The organism is Nostoc sp. CCY 9925, assembly GCF_963920935.1.
Lineage (GTDB): Bacteria > Cyanobacteriota > Cyanobacteriia > Cyanobacteriales > Nostocaceae > Nostoc.
Map to the genome: position 1 here is coordinate 1 of NZ_CAWUDO010000170.1, position 11,002 is coordinate 11,002.

At 40.5% G+C, this 11,002-nt stretch carries 15 protein-coding genes; 6 read left to right on the top strand and 9 right to left on the bottom strand.

The features are described from left to right. Positions 1-63: 63 nt before the first annotated feature. The 3 genes from ACM0OY_RS37825 to ACM0OY_RS37835 all read right to left on the bottom strand — a co-directional run bounded on the left by ACM0OY_RS37825 (position 64) and on the right by ACM0OY_RS37835 (position 1,624). Positions 64-531 (bottom strand): acyl-CoA thioesterase, encoded by a 468-nt coding sequence (locus ACM0OY_RS37825; RefSeq protein WP_414573849.1) that lies wholly within the window; start codon positions 529-531, stop codon positions 64-66. Between the two features lie 111 nt (positions 532-642). Then, complete coding sequence (locus ACM0OY_RS37830) at positions 643-1,032, bottom strand: tautomerase family protein (protein ID WP_414573850.1); 390 nt, start codon at positions 1,030-1,032, stop codon at positions 643-645. Between the two features lie 4 nt (positions 1,033-1,036). Next, positions 1,037-1,624, bottom strand: coding sequence for a TetR family transcriptional regulator C-terminal domain-containing protein (locus ACM0OY_RS37835; RefSeq protein ID WP_414573851.1), 588 nt, complete (start codon positions 1,622-1,624; stop codon positions 1,037-1,039). A gap of 446 nt (positions 1,625-2,070) precedes the next feature. Here ACM0OY_RS37835 and ACM0OY_RS37840 point away from each other — a divergent pair, with 446 nt between their 5' ends. Further along, positions 2,071-2,868, top strand: a complete 798-nt coding sequence (locus ACM0OY_RS37840) for a sulfite exporter TauE/SafE family protein (protein ID WP_414573852.1) — start codon at positions 2,071-2,073, stop codon at positions 2,866-2,868. Between the two features lie 155 nt (positions 2,869-3,023). Here ACM0OY_RS37840 and ACM0OY_RS37845 read toward each other — a convergent pair whose 3' ends face one another. From ACM0OY_RS37845 to ACM0OY_RS37855, 3 genes are all read right to left on the bottom strand, one after another. Continuing rightward, a complete protein-coding gene (locus ACM0OY_RS37845) occupies positions 3,024-3,824 on the bottom strand; it encodes an isopentenyl phosphate kinase (protein ID WP_414573853.1) in 801 nt (266 codons plus the stop codon). A gap of 71 nt (positions 3,825-3,895) precedes the next feature. Beyond that, positions 3,896-4,051 (bottom strand): hypothetical protein, encoded by a 156-nt coding sequence (locus ACM0OY_RS37850; RefSeq protein ID WP_414573854.1) that lies wholly within the window; start codon positions 4,049-4,051, stop codon positions 3,896-3,898. Positions 4,052-4,155: 104 nt separating this feature from the next. Then, complete coding sequence (locus ACM0OY_RS37855) at positions 4,156-4,818, bottom strand: cadmium resistance transporter (protein WP_414573855.1); 663 nt, start codon at positions 4,816-4,818, stop codon at positions 4,156-4,158. 42 nt (positions 4,819-4,860) lie between these two features. Between ACM0OY_RS37855 and ACM0OY_RS37860 the strand changes: the two genes are divergently transcribed. From ACM0OY_RS37860 to ACM0OY_RS37870, 3 genes are all read left to right on the top strand, one after another. Further along, positions 4,861-5,550 carry a cadmium resistance transporter gene (locus ACM0OY_RS37860; protein ID WP_414573856.1) on the top strand — a complete coding sequence of 230 codons (690 nt, stop codon included), beginning with the start codon at positions 4,861-4,863 and terminating at the stop codon, positions 5,548-5,550. 363 nt (positions 5,551-5,913) lie between these two features. Next, the gene (locus ACM0OY_RS37865; RefSeq protein WP_414573857.1) at positions 5,914-6,048 is read left to right on the top strand and encodes a hypothetical protein; all 135 of its coding nucleotides are present in this window, start codon (positions 5,914-5,916) and stop codon (positions 6,046-6,048) included. A gap of 11 nt (positions 6,049-6,059) precedes the next feature. After that, positions 6,060-6,272 (top strand): hypothetical protein, encoded by a 213-nt coding sequence (locus ACM0OY_RS37870; RefSeq protein WP_414573858.1) that lies wholly within the window; start codon positions 6,060-6,062, stop codon positions 6,270-6,272. A gap of 248 nt (positions 6,273-6,520) precedes the next feature. Here ACM0OY_RS37870 and cysK read toward each other — a convergent pair whose 3' ends face one another. Further along, complete coding sequence (cysK, locus tag ACM0OY_RS37875) at positions 6,521-7,483, bottom strand: cysteine synthase A (RefSeq protein ID WP_414573859.1); 963 nt, start codon at positions 7,481-7,483, stop codon at positions 6,521-6,523. A 329-nt stretch (positions 7,484-7,812) separates the two neighbouring features. Further along, a complete protein-coding gene (locus tag ACM0OY_RS37880; protein WP_414573863.1) occupies positions 7,813-8,295 on the bottom strand; it encodes an RrF2 family transcriptional regulator in 483 nt (160 codons plus the stop codon). A 211-nt stretch (positions 8,296-8,506) separates the two neighbouring features. Between ACM0OY_RS37880 and cysE the strand changes: the two genes are divergently transcribed. Beyond that, entirely contained in the window at positions 8,507-9,235 is a 729-nt protein-coding gene (gene cysE / locus ACM0OY_RS37885) for a serine O-acetyltransferase (protein WP_414573860.1), read from the top strand. A gap of 163 nt (positions 9,236-9,398) precedes the next feature. Beyond that, entirely contained in the window at positions 9,399-9,989 is a 591-nt protein-coding gene (locus ACM0OY_RS37890) for a Crp/Fnr family transcriptional regulator (RefSeq protein WP_414573861.1), read from the top strand. Between the two features lie 34 nt (positions 9,990-10,023). Here ACM0OY_RS37890 and ACM0OY_RS37895 read toward each other — a convergent pair whose 3' ends face one another. Further along, entirely contained in the window at positions 10,024-10,668 is a 645-nt protein-coding gene (locus ACM0OY_RS37895; RefSeq protein WP_414573862.1) for an NIL domain-containing protein, read from the bottom strand. Positions 10,669-11,002: the final 334 nt, after the last annotated feature.

Sequence of the window (11,002 nt, forward strand, 5' to 3'; positions counted from 1 at the left end):
GAGCAACTTTACTTTCCGTTACATACTTTGGTTTTTTTGCGCCATTCTACTTAGATTTTCCAGTTATGTTTCATATACTGAATTCTTAGATTCATCCTGAATCACTTGTTGATAATGAAAATATTTCTTGTGGAATTCTTCTGGGATTCTAATCGGACGACCATTTTGCAAGCTAATAAAAGCACCTTTTTGTGTCGCTACTGCTGCTAACTCATCGTTAGATAAAATTTCAGCTTTCACAGTCCACTTCAAGCGACCTAAATTACTCAACCATAAACGCCCAATGACGCGATCGCTAATTTTTATCGAACGTTTATATTCAATTTCTGTCCCAGCTAAAATAGGCGCATATCCTTGCTCAAGTTGTTGATTGAGTTGCCAATGTTCATCTAAAAATTTTAGACGTAAATCCTCTAGCCATCTGATATAAACAATATTGCTCACAATTCCTGCAAAATCGATATCATATGTCTTCACAGGAATTGCCAACACTACTTCTAATGGTCTATGCAATTTCTCATCTACTAACATAATTTCTCCTCAATAAAATACTTTTTAAGACCAAACGGTCTGTAAAATAGCACAATTATCTCTCTTAGAGAATTGCAGTCAATTCTTTAAGCTGAATTAATTAGGATAATTTTAAACTTCTACTTTGTAGTTTAAGATTAACTCATCACCAGGTAAACCTCGAATTCCCCAATTAGATTTAGGCGTTTCAAAAATTGTAATTTCAATATCGTAAGTAGAAATATTCAACTTTTCATAAATATTTTGAATCAGTAAGCGAATTAGCTGTTTTTTAGTTTCGACCGAGCGTCCTTCAAACATATTAATTTCGATAATCAAATAATTTTCAGTTCTATCAGGTGGATAATAGAAGTCTGATTCGTTAAGTGGGAAAAAACGGTGAAATCTCTTATCAGGACTAAGCTGCAAAATCTCAATTACACAGGCATGAATGATATTTGATAGCTCTGTTTTAATCGGATTTAATTTATCTGCTAAACCATATACCTTGATTTGCGCCATACATTTAAAGGTGAGTTTCTAAGTATTGATTCAGATGATTAATTACCCTATGCATGTGAATTAAATCTCCATAAAGCTTGCTCATCATGATGGCTCCTTCTAGAGTTGCAATGATAATGCTAGCAATTTCATCAGCATCCACATCAGGACGAATTTCACCTTTTGCAATTCCCGTTTGAATAATTCGATGAATCAGATTCAGCCAAGAGTTCATCGCATGTTGAGCGCGATCGCGCAGAACAGGATGAGTATCATCACTCTCAATCGCAGTATTCAGCAATGGACATCCTCCCTTGATAGGTGGATTTTCTGCAAAGCTGCTAAAAACTCCAATGATTGCTTGCAGGCGTTCCACTGCATGGCGTTTGTTTCGCAGAGCCGCTCTAGTATGCTCTTGGATGCGGGCGATCGCAAACTCAAAAGCCTGTAACGCTAAATCATCTTTGCTTTGGAAGTGATTATAAATTCCTCCTTTCTGCAATCCAGTGACACGCATGATGTCTGACATCGATGAGCCTGCATACCCCTGCTGGTTAAACAGTTCTGCTGCTTGCTGGAGAATTCTGCTTTTTGTTTCTTCACCCTTAGACATTAATTTTACCGACCGAATGGTCTGATTTAGATTACCATTTTAAATTTTATAAGTCAAGTATTTTTTAATATAGAGCAACTTTTCGGATAAGTGACGACAACTTCTGTGGTGGTTTGGGAAAAGGCTAAAGCCAAAGGGGTAAAGGGTGAATTTAAACCTTTTCCCTTTAAGCAAAAAGTATTGATACCCCATTCACTATACAAAGCAAATACAGTAGACGTTTGATCGTAATTGCGATTAAAATACGGTAAGCTAGTCGGATTACCGGATTTTATGTGTAAAATTGCAACAAAATTAGTCAGGAGTCGTAATTTAGCAATCGGTGAACAGTGAACAGTTATCAAGGTTCCCTTTGGGGATTTAAACCCTAACTTAGTCTCCTCACTGATAAAACGACTGCGAACGTGCGGAGAGTTGATAACTGATTCTTGAAATTCCCGAAGAGTATGCACTATCTATTACTACCATTCTTAAGCTTCTTCGTTGGCATCATTGTTGGTTTAACGGGAATTGGCGGAGCTTCTCTCATCACCCCAATGTTGATTTTTGTCTTTCAGGTTCCGCCTTCTATTGCTGTGAGTTCTGATGTTGTGGCTGCCACATTGATGAAGATTGTTGGTAGCGTTAAGCATTGGGAACAGAAAACCCTTGACACAGAAATTGTCAAATGGCTGGCATTTGGGAGTGTTCCAGGCTCACTGTTCGGCGTGGGAATTTTGCACTTCATTAAATTTACCGGCGAGTATAACCTGGATCGCATTTTGCTTCGTTTGCTTGGGGTGATGATTCTGCTAGTCACCTTTTTGGCATTAGTACAATTGTTGCTATTGACTTTTTTCCCCAAGTTTAATTTACCTGAACTACCAAAATTAGACTTAGAAAGTAATTTTGGTCGTTTTCAAACAATGACTTTGGGAGCAATTTTGGGCTGCTTGGTTGGTCTAACAAGCGTCTCTTCTGGTTCAATGTTTGCCCTAGTAATAATTGCATTTTTCCGTCTTGATGCACGTAAGTTAGTCGGTACAGACATTTCACATGCAGCGATTTTGTTACTGTTTACTTCCTTTGGACACCTCAGTCTGGGAACAGTTGATTGGAGTCTAGTAGTACCTATATGGTTAGGTTCTGTTCCAGGAGTATTACTAGGTGCTAAAGTCTGCCAACTAGCTCCGCAACGCCCACTACGGTTTATTATTTACGCAATTTTAATGATGGTAAGTTGGAAATTAGTTCATCAGGTTTAAAACGTAAGAAGAACCCTTTCACCGCAAGGGATTTCATCGACTTACAGATTATGCAGTTGGTTAAGGCTGAAATGGAGCGATCGCCAGTTTTAATTCTGCTCAGACAACTTAAAAATCTTTATGATACATTCCTTTATCAACCGACAGTTATTTAGTTAAACTGCTCGAATTAAAGTGCCTTGAGTTGGCGCTCCTAATACTGCTTTGACCAAATTGGCCGGAATATTGCCATCAATTATCCAGCAGTCAATTCCTAAACTAGAAATACGCAAAAACTCCTCAACTTTCTTAGCCATACCGCCAGTAACATCTACTGATTCGCTCTTATTCAAGAAAGGTTGAATCTGAGAATAGTTGGCTTGAGTAATATTAGAAACTACTTGTCCATCTTGGCCGCGCACACCTGGATAATTCCCGGCATTAACTACTCGAACTTGAAACTTATGTTGAACATAGAAATATTTGGCTAGTTCTGCCAGCAAAGTATCTGTGGAGAGTATAGTACCACCAATGGCTTTATCTAGAACAACATCACCAAAAACTAAAGGAATTAAACCTGCTTGTAGACTATTTTCTATCGCACAAAAGTTACTCGTCAATAGTTTTTTGTTGTGAGTGACTACCATAGTAAGAGGTGCTAAGCTTACCACTGGCAAACCTGCTTGTAAAAAAAATTTAGCTAGTAGTAGATTCAAATCTAAAGCATCTTGGTGGACTAAGCAAAACCCTGATTTTTCTTCTTCACAGAAAAAACCATCGATTGTATTGTATTTCTGAGCTGATTGATGAGCGAAAGAACCAGCACCGTTGCCTATAATCAATTTCAGATCAGGATTTTCATGTCTAATTAGGCTCACTTGCTCGACTAGTTGTGCCATAATTTCTGGTCGAGCAGTATAAGGTTTATCCTTATCAGTAATTAAGGAACCTCCCAGTTTGACTACTACTAGCTCCATAATGAAATCTTAAATAAGACAAGATGAATACTTTTAGCAAGCTTATCATTTGGCATTGCTGATTGAAAGTATTAATTAGTCTCATCCAAAGGCAACGCTGTGCAGTGAGACCAGTCACCGTCTTGGCGGTCTCCCTCACGTAGATGCAAAGCGGTGAGGGGGCCGCAGTCTTGGACGCCACATACTCCACTTGGGGAGACCCCAAGAGATTCTTGTGGGGTGGGCATCCTGCCCGCCCGGAAATACAAGGGACGGGCAAGATGCCCATCTCACAAAACTAGTAAAATCATCCCGCAATTATGCAACGCCGCTACGCGTAACCAAAAATTGATTAGCCTCTCACCCACGGCAATAGGCTGAATGTACCTCGTTCATAGATAATAAACACACCCAAGCCAATTAATACAAAAGGTACGAGAGCGTGACCATAACGACTTAAAATATTTGCAATGGTAGGTTGAAGGCTTAATAAATAAGCGATCGCACACCAAATCCCTACCATGACAAAAAATATACCTAGAATTACTGCCAAGCTCTTAAGGTCATGGCCAGCAAATAACGGGATATATATACTAATATTGTCACCACCGTTAGCGATCGTTACAGCTGCAACCTTATAAGTTTGGGGATGCAAAACACTCAAAATAAAAGACAATATTGAGTTAGTAGGTGTAGGCTGTCTAAAATCAGTGCTTACCGTTTGAACTGTTATATTTTCTTCTTTTTTAAACACTAATTGCTGAACACCAATTGCTATTGGTAGCAGTCCTAGTAATCCTATCCATTCTCGCTGTATCACCAACCCACCAAAAAATCCTGGTAAGCTAGCAATGATAATGGCTGCAAAACCTAAGTATTGACCGAGTAAGATATGCCGCCGTCGAAAATTAATATCTACCTGTGAGAAAAATACTAATAAGATAATGATGTCATCAATATTGGTCGCTGTAAAGGCAATGATTCCTTCAGTGAAAGCTGTTACAAGCTTACTCATGCTCAATGCAAATAATACACAGTTTATTACTATACCAAGTTAATGTCCTGGCACAACTATGTTACTGCAATTAGTACAGGGGCAATTACGTTTATTGCCACTAACATTGATGATATTGTTATTCTGTTGTTGTTTTTTTCTCAAATAAATTATACTTTTCGCCCTCGGCATATAGTTACTGGTCAATTTTTAGGTTTTACAGTTTTGTTAATCCTGAGTCTTTCTGGTTTATTTGGTGGGTTAGTTTTATCAAAAAGCTGGATTGGATTACTTGGTTTGCTGCCAATCGCCATAGGTATCAGCAGTTTAGTCAATCGCGAAGAAGATTCATTAGAGGAAGTTTCACAAGAAACAGAAGAGTCTCAAGAAACAACAATTACTCATTTACTATCTCCTCAAATTTACAGCGTGGCAGCCGTGACAGTTGCCAATGGTAGCGATAACATTAGTGTTTACGTGCCATTATTTGCTAGCAGTAATTTAGAAAGTTTTGTAGTAATTATAGTAATATTTTTTCTTTTATTAGGAATTTGGTGTTACGCAGCATATAAATTAACTAACCAGAAAATAATAGCCAGTGTCTTAACACGCTACGGCAATAATATAGTGCCTTTTGTGCTTATAGGATTAGGCGTTTTTATTGTATTAAAAAGTGAAGCTTTGAGCTTGATAAAACTGGCTGGTAGTTGTTTTTGTTTGATGATTTTGGTGAAAAATAATGGAATTGAATAAAATTCAAGTACTTGACGTTACTAGTCACCATACCAGGCAGGGCAAACGCACCTAATCTCTGAGACCCTTGCTGGACAAGGATATTGATGAAAAAATAGCCTAAATTATGAAACGCCTAAACCCTTGCTATTAAAGGATTATTACACTTTATATGCATTTGTCCTGGGTGTGCAATTGCTCGTATCTCTTCTTGGGTTTTATTTAGAGATGCAGCTAATTCAAGGTCAGTGGGGTGTCAATACTTGTCGGGTTTTGGGGAAAAGGGGAAGGGGAAAGGGGGAAAGAAAAAACCTTTAACCTTTACCCGGTTGGTGAGCTTGTCGAACCATTAACCTTTTCCCCAAATCCAATGCCGAGTTAAAAATGCACAAAGCGAGCAGTATTGAGTGGGGTGTTTATTTATCTGTTTTGGAAATGTTTGGCGTTGTTATTCAACAACTAACATTGCTTCTATATGCTTGGCATATTCTTCTACTCACACAAATTCAAGGACGGTAAAGACCTATCATTTGCTAAATGCTCCTGATGAATATGGTGCTACTCAAAAAATTGTGGAATATCGGTTCAACTGCGATCGCAAGCTTGGCACTGTAGAATCTATAGCGAGATTTAATAGGTATAGCCAAATAATTAGTTATGCTGCAAACGAAGAAATTGACCAGCTAACGCCAGTTACAGATAATTCAATTGCTGGTGTTATTTATAAATATGCTTATAATTGATGGGTGCGATAGCTGCCTATTCGCACGCATTTTGATAAGGTACAGCGATCGTACTTTATATTCATAGCATTCTGCTATATCCGCAGTTTTCTTAGAGAAAAGTTTTTCTGTGACCAAGGCAATTTTATCAAGAAATAATTTATAACAAAGCACAACCCTGTGAAAAATTTTTCACAGGGTGTAGGACTAGTGGTCTGTCATTGAAAAAGAATTCTCCAAACAATAAAATCCAAAATTGCTTTATGGAATCAAACTTTGCTCAACCACTCATTTTCCTCTGGATCTTTAAACAGTGAAGTACTGAGGTAGCGTTCGCCGAAGCTAGGCTGCACCATAACGATGAGGCGACCTGCATTTTCTGGTCGCTGTGCGACTTGAATAGCCGCATACAAAGCAGCGCCAGTAGAAATACCAGATAGCAATCCTTCTTCTTTTGCTAGACGACGGCTGTAGGCGATCGCTTCCTCATCTGCAACCTGAATCACTTCATCTACCAGTTCCGAACGGTAAATTGCTGGGACAAATCCCGGCCCGATACCTTGGATTTTGTGAGCGCCTGGTCTACCACCGGCTAATACCGGGCTACTGCTTGGTTCAACTGCGATCGCTTGAAAACTTGGCTTGCGTTGTTTAATGACTTGTGATACTCCTGTAATCGTTCCACCAGTACCGACTCCCGCCACAAGAATATCTACTTGTCCATCGGTATCATCCCAAATTTCTTCTGCGGTGGTTTGGGCGTGAATTTTGGGGTTAGCAGGGTTGCGAAACTGCTGCAACATATAAGCGTTGGGGGTTTGAGCTAAAATTTCCTCTGCACGAGCGATCGCTCCTCGCATCCCTTCTACCCCTGGCGTTAACTCTAGTTGGGCGCCATAAGCTCTGAGCATAGCTCGTCTTTCCTGGCTCATTGTGTCAGGCATCGTTAGAATAAGATGGTAGCCCTTAGCGGCTGCCACCATCGCCAACGCAATTCCTGTATTCCCAGAGGTTGGCTCCACTAAAACCGTTTTTCCGGGGTGAATCAAGCCTGCTTCTTCTGCCGCTTCCACCATACTTGCGCCTATTCGGTCTTTGACAGAAGACGCTGGATTCATGCTTTCTAGCTTCACCACAATTTGAGCAACCGCTCCCGAAGCTTGGGGAATCTTGTTTAATTGAACTAAAGGAGTCCGTCCGATTAATTCTGTAATATCTCTTGCAATCCGCATATAAGTACTCCTTTGTCAAATAATTTTGGAAGAAAGGATTTTGGACTTCGGCTTGCTTCTCTACGAGAGGCTGCACCCTAAGCATAGCTATGCCGCAGGCTTTACGACTCCGCTCACCACAAGCCGCTCAGCCGAACGATTTTAGATGGACTTTATACCTGTCCCTTGCCAGTTCGCGCTTTTTAGGTAGGAGCTTGAATAAAGAATTGTAGATTTGGGATGAAAGGATTTGTTCCACAAATAAAGCAAGCTTGTTCAAGAACCTTTCTAGATTTTAAGTTTTGAATGAACAATCCAAAATTTAAAATCTCAAATCTAAAATTCGCTGGCTAAATGTAATACATCGGACTCTGCTGGGCGCGAATTTCCCTTTCCTGGCACAAATCTTGGAGTGTATAGCGACCCAAAACTTCAATTGCAGCAGCATTGGCTTGCTCCCAGATTTCATAAACCAGAGTCCTTTCCAGAGTGGGAGATTCAGAGGTATCTTTCTCTTTACGCTCACCTTCAACTAAAGTCACAATTTCCAGCAGGGTGATCTGCCAAGGTTCACGAACTAAGATGAAACCTCCTTTAGAGCCTCGTTGACTCTGCACCACACCAGCACGCCGGAGGTTGGTCAAAATTTGTTCCAGATAGCGCTCAGGTATAGGTTGCTTAGCGGTGATCTCACTCATGGTCAGAGGAACTTTTTTCCCGTGGTGGCTTGCTAGTTCTAAAAGTGCCAGCAGCGCGTATTCCACTTTGGAAGACAGATCGAGGAGAGAGTAGTTTTGGCTATTCAAGACTGTACTCAATATACTACGGTGAATTGAGAGATTTATCGCAGTTTAGGCGAAATTTATTTTTTCCAAGTGTCGGATGTGATAGCATCCCACTTACTAGCAATTTAAAGTCTATAAGCCTATCGACTTACCGTAGATTATCCTACACAATTCCCAAAAATAAGTCATTTTTTGCAGAAATTATCTATCTGCATAGGTGATTTGGGAGTCTTACCTACCGATGATGTGTTAAGTGAGTATGCTAATAACTGATTTGCGAACGATTTTTGAGCGCGATCCAGCAGCCCGTAACTGGCTGGAAGTATTGTTTTGTTACCCTGGATTTCAAGCCCTACTTTTCCATCGCTTGGCGCACTGGCTGTATAAAATTGGAATTCCCTTTATACCACGGTTTCTCTCTCATCTTAGTAGGTTTTTCACTGGAATTGAAATCCATCCTGGGGCATTAATTGGCAAGGGAGTGTTTATTGACCACGGGATGGGAGTAGTGATTGGCGAGACAGCGATCGTCGGCGACTATGCCTTGATTTATCAAGGTGTTACCCTTGGTGGTACTGGCAAAGAAAGTGGCAAGCGCCATCCCACTTTAGGTTCTCATGTAGTTGTGGGAGCGGGTGCTAAGGTATTGGGAAATATTCAAATTGGCGATCGCGTCCGCATTGGAGCAGGTTCAGTAGTGCTGCGAGATGTACCCAGCAACACCACGGTTGTCGGGATTCCAGGGCGCGTGACTCGTCAGAACAATTTACCTGGCAATGTTCTGGATCATGATAAAGTCCGCGACGTGGAAGCCGAAGTCATCCGCGCTTTATTTGAACGAGTTAAAGCTCTAGAGAAACACTTAGAGGAATTAGAAGATCAATCAAGCCTGTTCCCAACTGAACTTGGCGACGAACAAACCAACAAATCCAATTGCAATAATTCCGACGGAATGATTGAAGATTTTCTGGATGGTGCGGGAATTTAGGGAATGGCGAGTGTCAGAGGTGTGGGAGGATGGAAAGAAATCTTTCCCTCTTCTCTCCCCACACTCCCTCCCTAAAAACATTATTAATTTCAATAACCAGAAGCTTTTATAACCTGATATATATATACTACGGTTAGTTTATCCAAGAACAGTATTATTAGTTATGGTTTCTTTATACACAAATTTTCCTAATCTACCAAGTAATAATACTAAGCAAGTTTTTGCGCGTCGTTCATTTCTGCCAGAGTATCCAAACGGTCTTTGGAAGATTGAAACGGGTTTTGTCCGGACTTTTACTTATCTGGAAGACGGTACAACTGTTGCTCTGGGGTTGTGGGGCCCTGGAGATGTCGTTGGTAAAGCTTTGTCAAAATTAGAACCTTATCAGATGGAATGCTTAACTAAAGTGGGGGCGACAGCCCTACCTTTAGAGGAGTGGACTCAACTAACAGAAACTCTACTTAGTCATATCCAACAGGCTCAAGAATTGATGGTAATTCGTAGCCATAAAAAAGTAGATACTATGCTCATCAAGCTGTTGGCATGGTTATCTAAAAAGTTTGGTTCGGAAGTTGAGAAGGGGCGTTTAATAGATATGCGTCTAACTCATGAAGATCTGGCAGAAATGCTCGGCTCAACTCGTGTAACCATTACTCGTGTTCTTGGCCAGTTTGAGCAAGAAGGCTTAATTGATCGCCTTTCCTTACATCGAATTGTATTAAAAGAAGAAGATATTTGGTACTACGAAATTTAGACTAGTTCTGCATTCGGAATTCTAACTCGTTCATTTAGCGCTCGCCATAGACGCTAGACAAATCCAACCAAATCGGTAGTCCGAGTTTTTCTAAATAACTCAGGCTAGAGTAGAGTTGCTTTGTTCTACCCCATAAATCTAAATCAAACCAGCCACCATCTTGGCTGTCGGGTTGAAGTATAGCACTGGTGATATTGACTGTTAGTCCGTAATGAGAAACTAACTTGGAAATCACTGGTTGTTCGTAGTAGCTTTTCAAAATGCACAGTTGCAAGCGCAATCGATTGGTCTGACCTAGAGAAATCCATTGCTGAAATTGTTCTTGCCATCGATCTTTTAGCGATATAGAGTCTTTATGGCTGAGTTGGTAATCCGAATCTGAGAACGGTAGGGAGTGTTCGCTTGGTTGAATTTGGTTGGCGATCGCTAGTTGTACTAGATTTACTCCCAATCCTTGTAAGTAAGATAGGCTATTTGTCAGCTTTTGGGGATTTCCCGAAAGTTCTAAATCAAACCAGCCATCGCTGTCACTGTCTAACGTCAAGGATGCAGCTTTGATATTGACGGTTAAATTATAACGAGACACCAGCCGCGAAATTACAGGTTGCCGATGATACTGCCCAGGCACGAGAATTCGACTGTGGACTGAAGCAGGTTTTACAGATTTAGTGGCAGACATAATACCATTTGGGATTTTGGATTTTAAATTGTCAAAGAGTTGTTAAATAAACTTTTGGCTATCCATCTGTCGCAATCATTTTTCAAATCGGTATAACTTAATTCCCAGTAGCGATAGCAATTTTTGGTTGGCGGGAAATCTTACTGATGCTGTAGCCTACAACTCAACTGTGCTCAGTTGGATGCCAATCTTATAGCCGTAGTCACACAGGTTAGGACATTTTGAAAGCATGGAAGCTAGGAATAGTAACAATACTTGTCGGGTTTTGGGGAAAAGGGGAAGGGGAAAAGGGGAAGGGGAAAGGGGGAAAGAAAAAACCTTTAACCTTTTCCCC

What these genes read in the sequence shown, in the direction of transcription:
- ACM0OY_RS37855 (WP_414573855.1), bottom strand. Translation starts at nt 4,818, where the DNA reads ATGAGTAAGCTTGTAACAGCTTTCACTGAAGGAATCATTGCCTTTACA.
- ACM0OY_RS37895 (WP_414573862.1), bottom strand. Translation starts at nt 10,668, where the DNA reads ATGTCTGCCACTAAATCTGTAAAACCTGCTTCAGTCCACAGTCGAATT.
- ACM0OY_RS37825 (WP_414573849.1), bottom strand. Translation starts at nt 531, where the DNA reads ATGTTAGTAGATGAGAAATTGCATAGACCATTAGAAGTAGTGTTGGCA.
- ACM0OY_RS37840 (WP_414573852.1), top strand. Translation starts at nt 2,071, where the DNA reads ATGCACTATCTATTACTACCATTCTTAAGCTTCTTCGTTGGCATCATT.
- ACM0OY_RS37835 (WP_414573851.1), bottom strand. Translation starts at nt 1,624, where the DNA reads ATGTCTAAGGGTGAAGAAACAAAAAGCAGAATTCTCCAGCAAGCAGCA.
- cysE (WP_414573860.1), top strand. Translation starts at nt 8,507, where the DNA reads ATGCTAATAACTGATTTGCGAACGATTTTTGAGCGCGATCCAGCAGCC.
- ACM0OY_RS37850 (WP_414573854.1), bottom strand. Translation starts at nt 4,051, where the DNA reads ATGCCCACCCCACAAGAATCTCTTGGGGTCTCCCCAAGTGGAGTATGT.
- ACM0OY_RS37845 (WP_414573853.1), bottom strand. Translation starts at nt 3,824, where the DNA reads ATGGAGCTAGTAGTAGTCAAACTGGGAGGTTCCTTAATTACTGATAAG.
- ACM0OY_RS37860 (WP_414573856.1), top strand. Translation starts at nt 4,861, where the DNA reads ATGTCCTGGCACAACTATGTTACTGCAATTAGTACAGGGGCAATTACG.
- ACM0OY_RS37865 (WP_414573857.1), top strand. Translation starts at nt 5,914, where the DNA reads ATGCACAAAGCGAGCAGTATTGAGTGGGGTGTTTATTTATCTGTTTTG.
- ACM0OY_RS37890 (WP_414573861.1), top strand. Translation starts at nt 9,399, where the DNA reads ATGGTTTCTTTATACACAAATTTTCCTAATCTACCAAGTAATAATACT.
- ACM0OY_RS37830 (WP_414573850.1), bottom strand. Translation starts at nt 1,032, where the DNA reads ATGGCGCAAATCAAGGTATATGGTTTAGCAGATAAATTAAATCCGATT.
- cysK (WP_414573859.1), bottom strand. Translation starts at nt 7,483, where the DNA reads ATGCGGATTGCAAGAGATATTACAGAATTAATCGGACGGACTCCTTTA.